The organism is Pseudomonas sp. Irchel s3b2 (genome assembly GCF_900187445.1).
Taxonomy (GTDB): Bacteria; Pseudomonadota; Gammaproteobacteria; order Pseudomonadales; family Pseudomonadaceae; genus Aquipseudomonas.
The window spans coordinates 464,318-481,654 of record NZ_FYEB01000002.1 but is presented as its reverse complement, the minus strand read 5'-3'; the positions used below and the strand labels follow the sequence as shown (position 1 = coordinate 481,654).

The 17,337-nt window shown below is 58.3% G+C and carries 15 protein-coding genes and 1 pseudogene; 7 read left to right on the top strand and 9 right to left on the bottom strand.

Going from position 1 to position 17,337, the window contains the following annotated elements:
- Nucleotides 1–34: 34 nt before the first annotated feature.
- Nucleotides 35–376 (bottom strand): annotated as a pseudogene (locus CKW20_RS09050) (formaldehyde dehydrogenase, glutathione-independent); the annotation flags it as partial.
- 101 nt (nucleotides 377–477) lie between these two features.
- Here CKW20_RS09050 and CKW20_RS09045 point away from each other — a divergent pair.
- The gene (locus CKW20_RS09045) at nucleotides 478–951 is read left to right on the top strand and encodes an RHS repeat-associated core domain-containing protein (protein ID WP_371857411.1); all 474 of its coding nucleotides are present in this window, start codon (nucleotides 478–480) and stop codon (nucleotides 949–951) included.
- Nucleotides 952–1,525: 574 nt separating this feature from the next.
- A complete protein-coding gene (locus tag CKW20_RS29820; protein WP_256585007.1) occupies nucleotides 1,526–2,539 on the top strand; it encodes an RHS repeat-associated core domain-containing protein in 1,014 nt (337 codons plus the stop codon).
- Between the two features lie 38 nt (nucleotides 2,540–2,577).
- Here CKW20_RS29820 and fdhA read toward each other — a convergent pair whose 3' ends face one another.
- The 8 genes from fdhA to CKW20_RS09000 form a co-directional block, all read right to left on the bottom strand.
- The gene (gene fdhA, locus CKW20_RS09035) at nucleotides 2,578–3,777 is read right to left on the bottom strand and encodes a formaldehyde dehydrogenase, glutathione-independent (RefSeq protein ID WP_095052617.1); all 1,200 of its coding nucleotides are present in this window, start codon (nucleotides 3,775–3,777) and stop codon (nucleotides 2,578–2,580) included.
- 237 nt (nucleotides 3,778–4,014) lie between these two features.
- A complete protein-coding gene (gene purU / locus CKW20_RS09030) occupies nucleotides 4,015–4,872 on the bottom strand; it encodes a formyltetrahydrofolate deformylase (protein WP_095052616.1) in 858 nt (285 codons plus the stop codon).
- Between the two features lie 126 nt (nucleotides 4,873–4,998).
- A complete protein-coding gene (locus CKW20_RS09025; protein WP_095052615.1) occupies nucleotides 4,999–5,631 on the bottom strand; it encodes a sarcosine oxidase subunit gamma in 633 nt (210 codons plus the stop codon).
- A 144-nt stretch (nucleotides 5,632–5,775) separates the two neighbouring features.
- Nucleotides 5,776–8,793, bottom strand: coding sequence for a sarcosine oxidase subunit alpha (locus CKW20_RS09020; protein ID WP_095052614.1), 3,018 nt, complete (start codon nucleotides 8,791–8,793; stop codon nucleotides 5,776–5,778).
- Nucleotides 8,790–9,119, bottom strand: a complete 330-nt coding sequence (locus CKW20_RS09015; RefSeq protein ID WP_007907563.1) for a sarcosine oxidase subunit delta — start codon at nucleotides 9,117–9,119, stop codon at nucleotides 8,790–8,792. Before CKW20_RS09015 ends, CKW20_RS09020 begins: the two co-directional genes overlap by 4 nt.
- 14 nt (nucleotides 9,120–9,133) lie before the next feature.
- Entirely contained in the window at nucleotides 9,134–10,384 is a 1,251-nt protein-coding gene (locus CKW20_RS09010; RefSeq protein WP_007947735.1) for a sarcosine oxidase subunit beta, read from the bottom strand.
- A 23-nt stretch (nucleotides 10,385–10,407) separates the two neighbouring features.
- Nucleotides 10,408–11,661 (bottom strand): serine hydroxymethyltransferase, encoded by a 1,254-nt coding sequence (glyA, locus tag CKW20_RS09005; protein ID WP_095052613.1) that lies wholly within the window; start codon nucleotides 11,659–11,661, stop codon nucleotides 10,408–10,410.
- A gap of 283 nt (nucleotides 11,662–11,944) precedes the next feature.
- Nucleotides 11,945–12,661 (bottom strand): TraX family protein, encoded by a 717-nt coding sequence (locus tag CKW20_RS09000; protein WP_095052612.1) that lies wholly within the window; start codon nucleotides 12,659–12,661, stop codon nucleotides 11,945–11,947.
- 127 nt (nucleotides 12,662–12,788) lie between these two features.
- Here CKW20_RS09000 and CKW20_RS08995 point away from each other — a divergent pair, with 127 nt between their 5' ends.
- The 5 genes from CKW20_RS08995 to CKW20_RS08975 all read left to right on the top strand — a co-directional run bounded on the left by CKW20_RS08995 (nucleotide 12,789) and on the right by CKW20_RS08975 (nucleotide 17,275).
- On the top strand, nucleotides 12,789–13,829 hold the full coding sequence (locus CKW20_RS08995; protein WP_095052611.1) for a low specificity L-threonine aldolase: 1,041 nt from the start codon (nucleotides 12,789–12,791) through the stop codon (nucleotides 13,827–13,829).
- Between the two features lie 123 nt (nucleotides 13,830–13,952).
- Nucleotides 13,953–14,777 (top strand): NAD(P)-dependent oxidoreductase, encoded by an 825-nt coding sequence (locus tag CKW20_RS08990; protein WP_095052610.1) that lies wholly within the window; start codon nucleotides 13,953–13,955, stop codon nucleotides 14,775–14,777.
- A 169-nt stretch (nucleotides 14,778–14,946) separates the two neighbouring features.
- Complete coding sequence (locus CKW20_RS08985; RefSeq protein ID WP_095052609.1) at nucleotides 14,947–15,432, top strand: Hcp family type VI secretion system effector; 486 nt, start codon at nucleotides 14,947–14,949, stop codon at nucleotides 15,430–15,432.
- On the top strand, nucleotides 15,429–16,892 hold the full coding sequence (locus CKW20_RS08980) for a hypothetical protein (RefSeq protein ID WP_095052608.1): 1,464 nt from the start codon (nucleotides 15,429–15,431) through the stop codon (nucleotides 16,890–16,892). The genes CKW20_RS08985 and CKW20_RS08980 overlap by 4 nt, the downstream gene beginning before the upstream one ends.
- The gene (locus CKW20_RS08975; protein ID WP_095052607.1) at nucleotides 16,889–17,275 is read left to right on the top strand and encodes a hypothetical protein; all 387 of its coding nucleotides are present in this window, start codon (nucleotides 16,889–16,891) and stop codon (nucleotides 17,273–17,275) included. Before CKW20_RS08980 ends, CKW20_RS08975 begins: the two co-directional genes overlap by 4 nt.
- Nucleotides 17,276–17,337 lie beyond the last annotated feature (62 nt).

Below are 17,337 nucleotides of genomic sequence, written 5' to 3'. Positions count from 1 at the left end.
TATTTAAAGTAGCCCTTACGCCGCACTGAACAACTTATGGATCAATCACAAACTTTTTCGGCACACCCGCATCGAACTCGCCATAACCCCGTGGCGCGTCATCCAGGCTGATCACCTCAACCCCAACGATGTCGGCAATCTTGATGCGGTCCCACATGATCACCTGCATCAGTTGTCGGTTGTACTTCATCACTGGCGTCTGGCCGGTGTGGAAGCGGTGGGATTTGGCCCAGCCCAGACCGAAGCGAATGCTCAGGCTGCCCATTTTCGCAACCGCATCCACAGCATCTGGATCCTCGGTCACGTACAGGCCAGGGATACCGATTTTGCCGGCCACGCGAACCACGCCCATCAGGGAGTTGAATACGATCGCCGGGCTTCGTGTTTCGCCCTATCAGTTCTGCTAGTAGGCAACTTTAGCTGATTGCGCGAGAGTGAAAGCCTGGATCGACACTCCTTTCAGAAAGAGCCCAGCCCATGCCGACGAACCGTCTGTCCGTGCTCTGCCGCTACCTCTACGACCCACTGGATCGCTTGGTCGATTGCGTGCCGCCGACACAACTGAACACCCAGCGCTTCTACCTGAAAGATCGCCTCGCCACCGAGATTCGGGGTGCTATGCAGCTTTCGATCATGCAACACGAGGATCAGTTGCTGGCGCAACAACAGCGCCAGAGTGGCGCCGTGGAAACCCAATTGCTTGCCACTGATCAACAGCGTTCGGTGTTGATCGCACTCGATACGGCTCGCCTCCATCCCTTCGCCTATACCCCCTACGGCCATCGACTGCCGGAGAACGGCTTGCTCAGCCTGCTCGGTTTCAATGGCGAACGGCCGGATCCGGTGACGGGGTGTTATTTGCTGGGTAATGGTTATCGGGCGTTTAACCCGGTGTTGATGCGGTTTAACAGCCCGGACAGTTGGAGTCCGTTTGGGGAGGGGGGGGGGTGAATGCGTATCTGTATTGCGTGGGGGATCCAGTTAATCGGCGCGATCCAAACGGGCACTGGTCATTTTTAGAGGGTATCAGGTGGCTATCGCGCGCTGCGCAAAACTTAACGAACAGACTCAATCCATTCAGGCGTGCCGTAATCTCGACAGTTCAAAACGATGTAGCACAATTAACAAGAGCCCCTCATCCTGACGTTGGGATATCCACAATGCAAGTAACTCGAAGAACCCGATCTCCCATATCGGACCTCAATTCGACGTCACGATCATCGAGCCAAAATACACCACCCTCAAACCCGAGGCAAACTGGCTCGCTATTCCGCCCCCCGAACTACGCACTTACAACAAATGACGAGTTATTGAGCGATATGACACTCGTATTTGAACATGCTCCAAACAATGCAGACCCAAACGATATCATGAGAGTGCTCGACGGAATGAACAGAGTAAGACGAGGCGAATCGACAGTGGCAGAGGAAATAAATTTTTTCAGCCAGTTTAATCAGGACTAAAAACTGCTGCGATAGCGATAAAAGCAAGAAACCGTATAAATAGTCTTTCGGAGTTCTATATCGTGCAAACCGACTATGAAACTTCACTTTGTCGTTACCAATATGATGCACTCAATCGATTGGTCGATTGCATCCCAATAGCGAAAACCACCACCCAGCGCTTCTACCTGAAAGATCGCCTCGCCACCGAGATTCAAGGCACGGTGCAGCGTTCGATCATGCGGCACGAAGATCAACTGCTGGCGCAACAACAGCGCCAGAGCGGCACTGTGGAAACGCAATTGCTTGCCACTGATCAACAGCGTTCGGTGCTGAACGTGCTCGATGCGACTCGACTACATCCCCTCGCCTATTCGCCGTACGGTCATTGTCCAGCGCAGAACAGCTTGCTCAGCCTGCTCAGCCTGCTCGGCTTCAATGGCGAAAGACCGGATCCGGTGACCGGACATTATTTGTTAGGGAATGGGTATCGGGCTTTTAACCCGGTGTTGATGCGGTTTAACAGTCCGGACAGTTGGAGTCCGTTTGGGAAGGGAGGGTTGAATGCGTATGCGTATTGCGTAGGGGATCCGGTAAATGCGGTTGATCCCACAGGACATTCCAATCTATTGATGAGCTTATTAAAAGGAACCGGAAACAAGCTGAATTTCAGAACACCCAAGAGGACATCTATCACGACCACTGATCTATCCAAAAATCCGTTAGCAGGGACTTATAAAAAAATCAGCGCTGATAGTACGACAACCAACAGTTCAACACCGACGAAAAACCAAACTGGCCTGCCTCCGCCAGAAAATACTCACCTACCAGAATCGATGAGCAACAAAAAAATAGAAGTACCAGACGAACTCTTACCTGTCTTCCTATCCGAAAGACGCAAGACAATAAACACATTGCTCACACGATATAAAACATCAATCGAACCCGATGAGCAAAAATTTCTCCGCACAACAATACATTCATTAGACAAACAACTAGTAAATGCCGAGAAAAAATTAAATGCTTTGAACCAACTCAAAAACAGCCCGCACAGAACAAATACAGCCATTCGCACAAGCAATGCACGCATAAATTAAAAAGGGCGACCTGAAGTCGCCCTTTTTATCTGTAGCTATTACGCCGCACTAAACAACTTATGCGGATCAATCACAAACTTCTTCGGCACGCCCGCATCGAACTCGCCATAACCCCGTGGTGCATCATCCAGGCTGATCACCTCAACCCCAACGATGTCGGCAATCTTGATGCGATCCCACATGATCGCCTGCATCAGCTGGCGGTTGTACTTCATCACTGGCGTCTGGCCGGTGTGGAAGCTGTGGGATTTGGCCCAGCCCAGACCGAAGCGAATGCTCAGGCTGCCCATTTTCGCGGCCGCATCCACCGCACCCGGATCTTCAGTCACGTACAGGCCAGGGATACCGATCTTGCCGGCAACGCGAACCACGCCCATCAGGGAGTTAAGCACGGTCGCCGGGGCTTCGTGTTTCACGCCGGCATGACCGTGGCCGCGGGCTTCGAAACCTACGGCATCGACGGCGCAATCCACTTCTGGTTCACCCAGCAGCGCGGCGATTTGTTCGTGCAGTGGGGTGTCTGTCGACAGGTCGGCGATTTCGAAACCCTGAGCCTTGGCGTGAGCCAGGCGGATCGGGTTGACGTCACCGATGATCACCACTGCAGCGCCCAGCAAGCGCGCCGAAGCGGCAGCCGCCAGACCGACCGGGCCAGCGCCCGCGATGTATACAGTGCTGCCTGGGCCAACGCCGGCGGTCACGGCGCCGTGGTAACCGGTCGGCAGGATGTCGGAGAGGCAGGTCAGGTCGCGGATTTTCTCCATGGCCTTGTCGCGATCCGGGAGTTTCAGCAGGTTGAAGTCGGCGTACGGCACCATCGCGTATTCAGCCTGGCCACCGGTCCAGTCGCCCATGTCGACATAACCGTAAGCACCGCCCGGACGCGCCGGGTTGACGCTCAGGCAGACGCCGGTGTGCTGTTCTTTGCACGAACGGCAACGGCCACATGCAACGTTGAAGGGTACCGATACCAGATCGCCGATCTGCAGGTTCTCGACGCCGCTGCCCTTCTCGATCACTTCACCGGTGATCTCGTGACCCAGCACCAGACCGGTCTGGGCGGTGGTACGACCGCGCACCATGTGCTGGTCGGAACCACAGATGTTGGTGGAAACTACGCGCAGGATGACAGCGTGTTCGATCTTCCTGCCGCGCGGGTCCTGCATTTTGGGATAGTCGATTTTCTGTACTTCGACCTTGCCTGCGCCGAGATACACGACACCACGATTACCAGACATGCTTTCACCTCGCTGTTGTTTTTATGTAGCGGTCGCGTCGCCATGGATCGGCGGCGCGTTGATTGCTCGGGTTGTTGCCTGTGTGTTTTTGCGTTGTCTGTCAGGGCCCCTTCGCGGGCAAGTCGGATCGCCGCACCGCTCGCTCCTACAGGATTGAAGTCGCTCCCATTTTTGGCGGGCCACCTCAATCCTGTAGGAGCGAGCGGTGCGGCGATCCGACTTGCCCGCGAAAGCGATCTAAAGAACAACCGTGCGGTTGGCGTTCAAAAACACACGTCGCTCAATGTGATAACCCACGGCCCGCGCCAAGGTCAGTCCTTCGATATCCCGGCCCTTGGCAATCAGGTCTTCGGGATAATGACTGTGATCAACCGCCTCGACTCCCTGGGCGATGATCGGGCCTTCGTCCAGGTCGTTGTTGATGTAGTGCGCCGTGGCGCCGACCAGTTTCACGCCCTTGTTGTAGGCCTGGTGATACGGCTTGGCGCCTTTGAAACCCGGCAGCAGGGAGTGGTGGATATTGATTGCCTTGCCATCGAGTTTGCGGCACAGCTCCGGCGACAGCACTTGCATGTAGCGGGCAAGAACTACCAATTCGGCGCCGGCCTCTTCGATCACCTGCCAGACCTGACGCTCCTGCGCCGGCTTGTCGTTCGGGTCCAGCGGAAAGTGGTAGTACGGAATCTGATGCCAGTCGGCCAACGGCTTGAGGTCCGGGTGGTTGGAGACCACGGCGACCACGTCCATCGACAACTGGCCGATGCGCTGGCGATAGAGCAAGTCGTTGAGGCAGTGATCGGCCTTGGAGACCATGATCACCACTTTTGGCCGGTGGTGCGGCGGGGTCAGCTCGAAGATCATCCCGAAGGCTTCACCGCGCTCTGCCAAACCTGCGCGAAAGGCTTGTTCGTCGAAGCCGTCGGGTTGACGGAATTCCACGCGAATGAAGAAACGGCCCGAGAGCCGGTCATCGAAGGAGTGGTGCTCGGTGACGTAGCAGCCCTGCTCGAACAGAAAGCGGGTCACCGCATCCACAGTGCCGAGGACGCTGGGGCAGTCGGCGGTCAGAATCCATGTGTCTGGTGCGCGGCTCATAGTGCGGTGACTCCTATCTGATCGTTCCCACGCTCTGCATGGGAACGCCGCCATGGACGCTCTGCGTCCGCTTTGGGACGCGGAGCGTCCCGGGATGCATTCCCACGCGGAGCGTGGGAACGATCATTACGCCTGGACGCTAAGCCCGAACTCAGCAGAGGCATCCTGCAACCACAACCACCAGTAATCCGAGAAGCTGCGGCGGATCAGCAGTTCCCAAGTGTCTTCGGCAGTGTGGCGGATCATCAGCTGCGACTTGGCGAACACCGTACCGACAGCCTTGCCCACCGGGAAGTTGTTGGGGTGCACGTCATAGCTGGTGGATTTCATCAGCACCTGACGCACGTTCGGGCCGCTCAGTTCAAGGATCTGCTGGCCGCCGCTGACGTTGACGATCTGGATGTGCAGGTCGCCCAACGCTTTGCGGAGTTTTTGCTCGGCGGCGAATTCTTCACCGGTCGGCACGATCAGCAGCCATTCATCCGGCCCCATCCATTGCAGGCTGGTTTCGCCTTTGATCACCACGGTCAGCGCAGCTGGCAGTTCCAGGCCGAGAGCCTTGTGCACGCCAGCGGCGAACGCAGGATCGTGGCCATCACCACGGATGGTCAGGTGACCGAGGAGTTTTTTCTCACGCACGATAACGCCGGCGTTCTTGCGACCCTTGCCCACCAGGCTGGCGAGGTCGGCATGATGCAGCGACGACTCGGCCTTGGCCCCGGTGGTTGGGCGTTGTTGGTAAACATTGGCTGCGGTCATAAAGCACCTGTTCCTGAATTCTGTTGATGGTGTGGTTGCTGACCCTGTAGGAGCCGGCTTGCTGGCGATCCAGACGACTCGGTGTCCGGACTTGACGCCTTCGCTGGCAAGCCAGCTCCTACAGAGGGAAACCGCACCCGGCAATCACACGTTCTGGCGATCGCCTTTAGGATCGAAGAACACCGAAGAAACGATTTCCGCCTCGATCACGCTGCCGTCGGCCAGCGGTGCGAACACACGCTCACCGATGCGCTTCAAACCGCCCTTGACCACACCCATGGCAAACGAATAGCCGAGGGAGTTGTGCAGGTAGCTGGAGGTCACGTGGCCGACCATGGTCATCGGGATGGTTTGCTTGGTGTTGAACACCAGTTGCGCACCTTCCGGCAGCCATTTGGTCGGATCGATCGGCTTCAGACCGACCAGCTGTTTGCGCTGATCACGCACACAGTCTTCGCGGTTCATGCCACGCCAGCCGATCCACGAGAACGGTTTGGTGCGACCGACACACCAGCCCATGTTCAGGTCGTCCGGGGTCATCGAGCTGTCAGTGTCCTGACCGACAATGATGAAGCCCTTCTCTGCCCGTAGTACGTGCATGGTTTCGGTGCCGTACGGAGTCAGGTTGTACTTCTTCCCGGCCTCGACGATTTTCTCGAGTACGCCCATGGCGTAGTCGGCCTGCACGTTGACTTCGTACGACAGCTCGCCGGTAAACGAAATCCGGAATATCCGCGCCGGTACGCCGCCAACTAGAGCTTCTTTCCAGGTCATGAACGGGAAAGCTTCATTGGCCAGATCGACGTCGGTGACTTCGCTGAGCAGTTTGCGGCTGTTCGGCCCCGACAGGGTCATGGTCGCCCAATGGTCAGTCACGGAGGTGAAGTACACCTTCAGGTCTGGCCATTCGGTCTGATGGTAGATTTCCAGCCATTGCAGCACGCGCGCAGCGCCGCCGGTGGTGGTGGTCATCACGAAATGGTTGTCGGCCAGGCATGCGGTCACGCCGTCGTCGAACACCATGCCGTCTTCTTTACACATCAGGCCGTAACGCGCCTTGCCCACATCGAGCTTGGTCCAGGCGTTGGTGTAGATACGGTTGAGGAACTCACGCGAATCCGGGCCCTGGATGTCGATCTTGCCCAGGGTCGAAGCATCCAGCAGGCCGACGCTGTCGCGCACGGCTTTGCATTCGCGCTTCACGGCGGTATGCAGGTCTTCACCGTTTTTCGGGAAGTACCATGGACGTTTCCACTGACCGACGTCTTCGAACTCGGCGCCGTTCTTCACGTGCCAATGATGCAGCGCGGTGAAACGAACCGGCTCGAAGATATGCCCACAGTGACGGCCGGCCACGGCGCCGAAGGTTACCGGCGTGTAGTTCGGACGGAACATGGTGGTGCCCATCTGCGGGATGGTCACGTTCAGCGAACGGGCGGCGATGGCCAGACCGTTGACGTTGCCGAGCTTGCCCTGATCGGTGCCGAAGCCCAGTGCGGTGTAACGTTTGACGTGCTCGACCGACTCGAAGCCTTCGCGGGTCGCCAGTTCGATAGCGGCAGCGGTGACGTCGTTTTGCAGGTCGACGAATTGCTTCGGCGCCCGTGCGGTGGCTTTTTCGTGCGGCACCTGAAACAGCGCCAACGTCGGTTCTTCCAGACGGCTCAGGGCTTTGGGCAATACGCCTTCGACCTTGCTGAAACCGGCTTCGCTAGCGGCACGAGCACCACCTTCGAAACCGTCGGCCAACGAATCGCCGAGGCCGTAGACGCCGTTGATACCACCGACGCACACGCGTTTCTGCGGTGCCTCGCCCGGTACGAAACCGAGGATGTCCTCACGCCAGGTCGGCTTGCCGCCCAAGTGCGAGGCCAAGTGAACCACCGGACTGTAACCGCCGGAACTGGCGACCAGGTCGCAATCGAGCCACTCGCCTGGGCTGGTCACGGTGTGTGCTTTTACATCAATCGCGGCAACGCGAGCGGCGGTCACGTGCTTGCTGCCACGGACCTCGATCACGGCGCTGCCGGTCAGGATGCGAATGCCTTTGGCGCGGGCTTCTTCCACCAGCGCACCACGAGGGTTGCTGCGAGCGTCGGCGATGGCCACGACTTGCAGGCTGGCGTCGAGCCAATCCAGAGCAACGCGGTAGGCGTGGTCGTTGTTGGTCGACAGCACCAGTTTCTTACCCGGTGCCACGCCGTAACGGCGCACGTAAGTCGACACAGCGCCGGCGAGCATGTTGCCCGGCACGTCGTTGTTGCCATAAACCAGTGGACGCTCATGAGTACCGGTCGCCAGCACGACACGCTTGGCGCGAACCCGGTGGATGCGCTGACGCACCTGGCCAATCGGGGCGCGGTCGCCGAGGTGATCGGTGAGGCGCTCGTGAATGGTCAGGAAGTTATGGTCGTGGTAACCGTTGACCGTGGCGCGCGGCAACAGCAGCACGTCCGGGGTGTTTTTCAGCTCGGCGATGACGCTGGCAACCCATTCGGTAGCGGGTTTGCCGTCGAGGCTTTCGCGGGAATCGAGCAGGCTGCCGCCGAACTCTTCCTGCTCATCGGCCAGGATCACACGCGCACCGCTACGGGCAGCCGCCAGTGCAGCCGCCAGACCCGCAGGGCCAGCGCCGACGATCAGCACGTCGCAGTGCTGGTTCATGTAGTCGTAGGTGTCCGGATCGTTCTCGGTCGGCGAGCGGCCAAGACCGGCAGCCTTACGAATGTACTTCTCGTAGGTCATCCAGAACGATTGCGGGTACATGAAGGTTTTGTAGTAGAAGCCCGGCGGCATCAGCTTGCCGCCGACCTTGCCGAGAATCCCCATCATGTCGTTGTTCACGCTTGGCCAGCCGTTGGTGCTGGTAGCGACCAGACCTTGATACAGCGCTTGTTGCGTGGCGCGCACGTTGGGAATTTGCGTGGCTTCGGTCGCACCGATCTGCAGCACCGCGTTCGGCTCTTCGGCACCGGCGGCGAAGATGCCGCGCGGGCGGGAATACTTGAAGCTGCGGCCGATGATGTCGACACCGTTGGCCAGCAATGCAGCTGCAAGGGAGTCACCTTCAAAGCCTTTGTAGACCTGGCCGTTGAAGGTGAAGCTCAGCACTTTGTTGCGGTCGATGCGTCCGCCGTTGGACAGGCGATTGATCTGGCTCATACCTTCTCTCCCAGAGCCGTGGCGGCCGCTTTCGGGCTGTCGGTCTTGTCGGTGAACTGCGGCTTGGTGCCGATCTTGTAGGTTTCGAGAATCTCGTAGGTCACGGTGTCACGGGTGACGTTGAAGTACTGACGGCAACCGGCAACGTGATCCCACAGCTCGTGGTGCAGACCGCGAGGGTTATCGCGGAAGAACATATAGTCGCCCCACTCCTCGTCGGTGCAGCTGTTCGGATCCAGTGGGCGCGGGATGTGCGCCTGGCCGGATGCATGGAATTCCTCTTCGGAGCGCAACTCGCCGCAGTGAGGACAGAAGATATGCAACATGGGGATTTCTCCTGTTAGTGGGCAACCGCAGCAGCGCCGTGTTCGTCGATCAACGCACCGTTGTGGAAACGGTCGATGGAGAAAGGTGCGGCCAATGGGTGCATTTCACCCTTGGCCAGACTCGCGGCAAACACATTGCCCGAGCCAGGTGTTGCCTTGAAGCCACCGGTGCCCCAACCGCAGTTGAAGAACATGTTCGGGACCGGGGTTTTCGAAATGATCGGGCATGCATCCGGCGTGGTATCGACGATGCCGCCCCACTGACGGTTCATGCGTACGCGCGACAGCACCGGGAACATCTCGACGATGGCCTGAATGGTGTGCTCGATCACCGGGTACGAACCGCGCTGGCCGTAGCCGTTGTAGCCGTCGATACCGGCGCCGATCACCAGGTCGCCCTTGTCGGACTGGCTGATGTAACCGTGTACGGCGTTGGACATGATCACGCTGTCGATAATCGGCTTGATCGGCTCGGACACCAGCGCTTGCAGCGGGTGCGATTCGATCGGCAGACGGAAACCGGCGAGTTTGGCCATGTGCCCGGAGTTACCGGCAGTGACCACACCAACGCGCTTGGCGCCGATGAAGCCCTTGTTGGTTTCCACACCGATGCACACGCCGTTTTCCTTGCGGAAGCCGATCACTTCGGTCTGTTGAATCAGGTCCACACCCAATGCGTCGGCAGCACGGGCAAAGCCCCACGCCACGGCATCGTGACGGGCCACGCCGCCGCGACGCTGGACGGTTGCGCCCATCACCGGGTAGCGAGTGTTCTTGGAGCAGTCGAGGTACGGAATCTCGTCTGCTACCTGTTTGGCATCGAGCAGTTCACCGTCCACGCCGTTGAGGCGGTTGGCGCTGACCCGACGCTCGGAATCACGAATGTCCTGCAGGGTGTGGCACAAGTTGTAAACGCCACGCTGGGAGAACATCACGTTGTAGTTCAGGTCCTGGGACAGGCCTTCCCACAGTTTCATCGCGTGTTCGTACAGGTGCGCCGACTCGTCCCACAGGTAGTTGGAGCGAACGATGGTGGTGTTGCGCGCGGTGTTACCGCCGCCCAGCCAGCCTTTCTCGACCACGGCCACGTTGGTGATGCCGTGTTCCTTGGCCAGGTAGTAAGCGGTCGCCAGACCATGCCCGCCACCGCCGACGATGACCACGTCATAGACCTTTTTCGGGGTCGGCGTGCGCCACATCTTCTGCCAGTTTTCGTGATGGCTGAGGGAGTGTTTGAAGAGGCCGAAGCCCGAATAGCGTTGCATAGTCATTTACTCCAAAACCGCGCTCAGCGATAAACCGGGAAGTCCGCGCACAGGGCTGCCACTTGCTGCGCGACATTGGCCTCGACATCGGCATCGCCGAGGTTGTCGAGGATGTCGCAGATCCAGCCGGCCAGCGTGACGCACTGGGTGACCTTGAAGCCGCGAGTCGTCACCGCCGGGGTGCCGATGCGCAGGCCCGAGGTCACGAATGGCGACTGTGGATCGTTCGGGACAGCGTTCTTGTTCACGGTGATGTGGGCGCGACCGAGTGCTGCATCCGCCTCTTTGCCGGTGAGGCCCTGACGGATCAGGCTGACCAGGAACAGGTGGTTATCGGTACCGCCGGACACTACATCGTAGCCGCGTTTGATAAATACGCCGGCCATCGCCTGGGCGTTGTCGATCACTTGTTGCTGATAAGCCTTGAAGCCAGGCTCCAACGCTTCCTTGAAGCACACCGCCTTACCGGCGATCACGTGCATCAGCGGGCCGCCCTGGGCACCTGGGAAAACTGCGGCGTTGAGCTTTTTCTCGATTTCTTCGTTGGCCTTGGCCAGGATCAGGCCGCCACGCGGACCGCGCAGGGTCTTGTGGGTGGTGGTGGTGACCACGTCGGCGTAAGGCAGCGGATTCGGGTACAGACCAGCAGCGACCAGACCGGCAACGTGGGCCATGTCGACGAACAACAGCGCACCGACCTTGTCGGCGATCTGGCGGAAGCGTGGGAAGTCGAGGGTCTTGGAGTAGGCCGAGAAGCCGGCAACGATCATTTTTGGCTTGCATTCGACGGCCAGGCGCTCGACTTCGTCGTAATCGATCAGCCCGGTCTTGGTGTCGATGCCATACTGCACGGCGTTGTACAGCTTGCCCGAGGACGACACTTTGGCGCCGTGGGTCAAGTGGCCGCCATGGGCCAGGCTCATGCCCAGAATGGTGTCGCCGGCTTGCAGCAGGGCCAGGTACACGGCGCTGTTGGCCGAGGAACCGGAGTGCGGCTGGACGTTGGCGTAATCGGCGCCGAACAGTTGCTTGGCGCGCTCGATGGCCAGGGCTTCAACCTTGTCGACGTGCTCGCAGCCACCGTAGTAGCGCTTGCCCGGATAACCTTCGGCATATTTGTTGGTCAGGCCGCTGCCTTGCGCTTCCATCACGCGCTTGCTGGTGTAGTTCTCCGACGCGATCAGCTCGATGTGATCTTCCTGACGTTGCTCCTCGGCATTCATCGCCGCCAGCAGTGCATCGTCGTAACCCTGGATCTGGTCTTGCTTGCTGAACATCGCGTCTCTCCCAGCGGCATCTATGCGCCATTCGTCTCGGTAAGGCACTGGTATTTCGGCAGTGCCCTTTGAATGCGATGGTATGACCGGCGCAGACAGGTCAAATGCCTATGGACGCCACGCAAAGGTGCGTTTACGACATGGCGGGAAATGGCAGGCCAAACACAAACCTCAAATCAACATGCGCCCCTGTAGGAGCGGGCTTGCCCGCGAAAGCGGTGGGTCATGCGATATCAATGTTGACTGTGCCGCCGTCTTCGCGGGCAAGCCCGCTCCCACAGGGTTATGCGAGAGCTTCGCGCAGGGCAAGTAATACAAGGAAATGCGCAGGATAGAGGGCATATGCCCAGCGGCGCATAGGCGGTGGTTTTACGCCACGGGCGTGTCGCAACAAGACCACCCCCAGCCATGGCGCAATCAGACAAGTGGCAATAGCCGCCATCGCCACCTGATTACCTAATCGAACGGCGTAATACAGCACCTGCCATTGATTAGCCGCCAGACAGACCAGCCCCGGCAGAAGGCTGAAATACCAGGGCCGGTGGATCACCAGCAATATCGCCAGCGGCAACAACACGCCGAAGAAACCGAACATCAGTCGCTCCGGGAACAGCGCTGCCAGCAACAAGGCACCGGCCGCCAGTAGTCGCGACTGAAGCATCCTGTGCTGCCAGCCACGGGCGACCAACAGACCCAGAACCAACGTGGGCAACACGTTCAAGGTGTTGTGATCAGGAATGTACATCCGATAGGGAATTTCGCTCAGCGCGCTAAACAGCAACAACCAACCGAGGTAGCGCCACTGGCCGTCGGTCGTTACTGCACGGGCTCGCGACAGGTTCGCCGCCATCGCCAAACAGAACCACGGGAATGCCAATCTACCCGGCACATACAGAAAATCGATGGAGTAACCGACATATCGCAGGTGATCGAGCACCATGCTCAGCAGCGCCAGCCACTTGAGCAGATCCAGCGCCCCATCCCGTTGAGTCATGTGCATAATTGCCCGTCAACCGTGTATTTTTCTGACAGCAACATCCCGTGTGCTCCCCGGACGATCTTCGGTAAAGTGCGCACCATCATTGACCACCGAAGCGCCACAAGCGCCTCGATCACGGAAGCAGGCCATGACCGACAAGAGCCAACAATTCGCCAGCGACAATTATTCCGGTATCTGCCCTGAAGCCTGGGCAGCCATGGAACAGGCCAACCACGGCCACCAGCGCGCTTACGGCGACGATGAGTGGACCGCACGCGCCTCGGATCAATTCCGCAAACTGTTCGAAACCGACTGCGAGGTGTTCTTCGCCTTCAACGGCACCGCGGCCAACTCGTTGGCCCTGTCGTCACTGTGCCAGAGTTACCACAGCGTGATCTGCTCGGAAACCGCCCACGTCGAAACCGACGAATGCGGCGCACCGGAATTCTTCTCCAACGGTTCCAAGCTGCTCATCGCCCGCACCGAAAACGGCAAGCTGACCCCAGAATCGATCCGCGAAATCGCCCTCAAGCGCCAGGACATCCACTACCCGAAACCGCGCGTCGTGACCCTGACCCAGGCCACCGAAGTCGGCAGCGTCTACACACCGGATGAAATCCGCGCCATCAGCGTCACCTGCAAAGAACTGGGCCTGAACCTGCACATGGACGGCGCACGCTTCTCCAATGCTTGCGCATTTCTTGGCTGCTCGCCAGCGGACCTGACCTGGAAGGCCGGCGTTGACGTGTTGTGCTTCGGCGGCACGAAAAACGGCATGGCGGTGGGTGAAGCGATTCTGTTCTTCAACCACAAACTCGCCGAAGACTTCGATTACCGCTGCAAGCAGGCCGGTCAACTGGCGTCGAAGATGCGCTTTCTCTCGGCGCCGTGGGTCGGGATTCTGGAAAACGACGCCTGGCTCAAATACGCCCGCCACGCCAACCACTGCGCGCAGCTGCTGGCCGAACTGGTAAGCGACATTCCGGGCGTGGAACTGATGTTCCCGGTACAGGCCAATGGCGTGTTCCTGCAACTGTCGGAACCGGCCATTGCCGCACTGACCGCCAAGGGATGGCGCTTCTACACCTTCATCGGCAACGGCGGCGCGCGGTTCATGTGCTCGTGGGACACCGAAGAAGAACGCGTGCTGGAACTGGCGGCGGATATTCGGGAAGTGATGGCGGCCTGACACCCACCAGGCGATCGTTCCCACGCTCTGCGTGGGAACGATCAGTGTCGGCTGGAGAGTTGGTCTACATTGACTGGCGAGCCCTTTCGATCCGCTCGGATCACACCCCTCAGGAGCGCACGCATGTCATTACAAGGCAAAACCCTGTTCATCACCGGCGCCAGCCGTGGCATCGGGCGTGAGATTGCGCTGCGGGCAGCAAAGGATGGGGCCAACATCGTGATTGCCGCCAAAAGCGCTGCCCCTCACCCCAAACTGCCTGGCACGATTTTCAGCGTGGCGGCGGAAGTCGAAGCCGCCGGCGGCAAGGCGCTGGCCTTGCAGGTGGATGTTCGCGATGAAACCGTCGTGCAGCAGGCCATGGCCGATGCCAGCGAGCATTTCGGCGGCATCGATGCGCTGATCAACAATGCCGGGGCGATCAAGCTGACCGGGGTGCAACACATCGAACTCAAGCGCTTTGACCTGATGCATCAGATCAACACCCGCGCCGTGCTGCTGTGCAGCCAGGCGGCCCTGCCCTATCTGAAGAAGTCCGGCGGACACATCCTCAACCTGTCCCCGCCGCTGAACCTGGCCACCAAGTGGTTCGCCCAGTACAGCCCTTACACAGTGACCAAGTACGGGATGAGCATGCTGACCCTGGGCATGAGCGAGGAATTCGCCCCCTACGGTATCAGCGTCAATTCCCTCTGGCCGCAGACCATGATCGCCACCGCCGCCATCGAGTTTCAGCTCGGCTCACGCGAATCGTTCAAGCATGCCCGCACACCCGCGATCATGGCGGATGCTGCTTACGTCATTCTGGACAGCAGCGGTCGCAGCATGACCGGTCGGCTGCTGATCGATGAAGAGGTACTGAAAGAACACGGGGTAACGGAATTTGAGCACTATCGGTTCACGCCTGATTCAACCGAGACGCTGATGCCGGATCTGTTTATCGACTGACACTGTCCCCGCGAAGACGTCGATCCTGTCCTACGGGCGGGATCGGCGCAGATGTTCTCAAATTGTTTCAATCGCCGTTTTTCAGAAACGGACTACTCCAGGGACTACATAACCCGGAAAGCCCTCGTCCTAGACTGCCGAATCCTATTTCAAGCAAGGAATGGCAGCGATGGCGAATCCCGGCTACATGACGATCACCGGCAAGATTCAAGGCCTGATTTCAGCGGGCTGTTCGACCCCGGAGTCGGTTGGCAACAGGTATCAGGCGGCGCACACCGATGAAATCATGATGCTAGCTTACAGCCACTACCTGACCAATGATGGCAACCTCGGCAAGCCCACCCATTTTCCGGTCATCGTCACCAAAAATCTCGACAAATCCTCGCCGCTGCTGACCCAGGCTCTGGCAAACAGAGAAGAGCTCGACTGCACGATCAGTTTCTATCGCACATCCGCCATGGGGCTGCAGGAAAAGTACTTCACCGTCTCCCTCGACGGGGCCGTTGTCGCCAACCTGACGCAGGATGTACCCCATGCGATTCTGCAAAACGACGCCGAGCCTCAAGAGTTTCTGGCGTTGCTATACCGTGGCGTCAGCTGGGTTCACCACACGGCCGGCACCACCGGGTACGCCTCGTGGGGCGAAGAGGGGTGACGCTCGAGCGCCACGACCTGTGGGACGTCCAAAGCGCCGCCGCTAAACTGATCGGGCAAGCCCACTTGATCAGCGCCCGTCACCTGGCTTTCGGCACGGCCCGCGTGCGCTTCAACCAGCAGGCAGCCGATTACGCCAAGCGCATCGCCGATGAAGTCGCCTCAGGCCGCAAGACTCCGGAACAAGGGATACGCGCGCTGGCTCAGGAACAGCACAACCTCTTGAACCAGTCTCGACTCTTGATGTTGAAGAAGCACGGCGCGATCCCCGAAGCGGTCAAACGGACGCCGCTGTCGATGCTCACGCAAGCGGCGCCACAACCCGACCCGGAGCGCCTGTTGCGGGCCGTGCATGCGCAAAATCTCAAAGCCCTGAACACGAGAGCCAAAAACACCACTCACACCCCTCGTCCAGCGTCCCGCGCTCCCGGTTTTTTCCCTCAGGAACGCTGGCCGGTGGAGGTTCCAGCACCAGAGGAGCCGGGGTTTTACATCGTGCCCAAAAGCATTTCAGCCGAGAAACTTGAGGCCCAACTGTTCCCGTCTCCCAACCCGAGCGTCATCGCTAAATTCAGAACTTTGAATCCGAACCTGGATCTGGTGAAAGCCGGATCGATGATTGTCCTGAGCGACCCGGAAAATCAGCAATGTACGTATGAAGAATCGCTGCTGATGCAAACCGCTCAGATCGTCAGCGCGGCACTGGAGCCGTTGACGGTGGAGGAAGCGGATTTTATGGCGCTGCACTATGAGGTCATCAAGAAAACACTTGAACGTGGCTCTAAAGTGATTGGTGTCAGCACTGCCATGGCAGCCAATCATCTGGACGGCGTTAAATCCATTCTGCGTGACATTGAGGCCCTGCACACCCGCACTTTCAATGGGGGAATGAGCACGCAATCATTCCTCAGCGAACGTAAAAAGTTGCTGGCCGATCTTGATGTGCAACTCAATGTACTGACGAAGAAGACCATCGGTTTCCCCGATCACCCAAACCTGAAAACGGCTCTGGGCATCGATATGCGTCATCTGGTGCACCGCTGGAGAAAAGCCGGGGCGATTGGCCAGATTCCCGGCTATGCCACCCACTTCAAAGGCATCACCAAAGCATCGCAATACGTCAAATATGGAGGCTGGATCGGCACTGCTGTGGGAGGTGGCGCATCTGCCATGAAGGTTCAGGATGTTTGCAGGAATGGAAGTTCCGAGGCATGTGAAAAGGTGAAGTACACCGAAACCGGAAGCTTCTTCGGTGGGGTTGCCGGCGGAGCATTTGCTGGCTCTGTCTTGGGTGCAGGCACTGCCACCACAATTTGCGTAGCAGTTGGTGTATCGACCGCTGGAATCGGTACTTTGCTATGCGGTGCCCTTGTTGCGGGAGCAGGGTCTTTCGCGGGTGAATATATTGGTGAAAAAAGTGGCGAGCACGCCGCAGAGTGGATCTACGAGAGAATCAAATGAGCCTTAGCATTGCAAAAGATATATTGATGATTACTGTCACCATTAGCTTCGCGGGACTCATAATAGTTAATGCAGTTTCGCTATACATCGCAAAAACAAAAATAGAAATTATATTAAACAGTCTTCAAAACAGCTCCATCGCCTCATCCCTGCTGATGCTATGGCACGGAGGTTTTTGGGGGCGAATATATATGATGGGAGAAGTTTTCGGCATTCTCAAAAGTCCCGCAATCTACATTTATCAAGGAAAGTTAAGTGCAAAAGATATCAAGAATTTCCCTCCCAACCTAAAACGCACACTACTTACACTACATAAATATCAGAAGATTTTCGGCTTTATATTCATGGGCTTTGGCTTACTCGTCACATTTGAACTAATTTAAAAAGCAACTATTAACCCCCATTCGATCTCCCCCTGTGGGGAGATCGGCCCATGCCCGCAAAC

Bases quoted from the DNA above. Each gene is read 5' to 3' on its own strand.
- CKW20_RS09045 (WP_371857411.1), top strand. From the start codon at position 478: ATGCCGACGAACCGTCTGTCCGTGCTCTGCCGCTACCTCTACGACCCA.
- fdhA (WP_095052617.1), bottom strand. From the start codon at position 3,777: ATGTCTGGTAATCGTGGTGTCGTGTATCTCGGCGCAGGCAAGGTCGAA.
- purU (WP_095052616.1), bottom strand. From the start codon at position 4,872: ATGAGCCGCGCACCAGACACATGGATTCTGACCGCCGACTGCCCCAGC.
- CKW20_RS09025 (WP_095052615.1), bottom strand. From the start codon at position 5,631: ATGACCGCAGCCAATGTTTACCAACAACGCCCAACCACCGGGGCCAAG.
- CKW20_RS09020 (WP_095052614.1), bottom strand. From the start codon at position 8,793: ATGAGCCAGATCAATCGCCTGTCCAACGGCGGACGCATCGACCGCAAC.
- CKW20_RS09015 (WP_007907563.1), bottom strand. From the start codon at position 9,119: ATGTTGCATATCTTCTGTCCTCACTGCGGCGAGTTGCGCTCCGAAGAG.
- CKW20_RS09010 (WP_007947735.1), bottom strand. From the start codon at position 10,384: ATGCAACGCTATTCGGGCTTCGGCCTCTTCAAACACTCCCTCAGCCAT.
- glyA (WP_095052613.1), bottom strand. From the start codon at position 11,661: ATGTTCAGCAAGCAAGACCAGATCCAGGGTTACGACGATGCACTGCTG.
- CKW20_RS09000 (WP_095052612.1), bottom strand. From the start codon at position 12,661: ATGCACATGACTCAACGGGATGGGGCGCTGGATCTGCTCAAGTGGCTG.
- CKW20_RS08995 (WP_095052611.1), top strand. From the start codon at position 12,789: ATGACCGACAAGAGCCAACAATTCGCCAGCGACAATTATTCCGGTATC.
- CKW20_RS08990 (WP_095052610.1), top strand. From the start codon at position 13,953: ATGTCATTACAAGGCAAAACCCTGTTCATCACCGGCGCCAGCCGTGGC.
- CKW20_RS08985 (WP_095052609.1), top strand. From the start codon at position 14,947: ATGGCGAATCCCGGCTACATGACGATCACCGGCAAGATTCAAGGCCTG.
- CKW20_RS08975 (WP_095052607.1), top strand. From the start codon at position 16,889: ATGAGCCTTAGCATTGCAAAAGATATATTGATGATTACTGTCACCATT.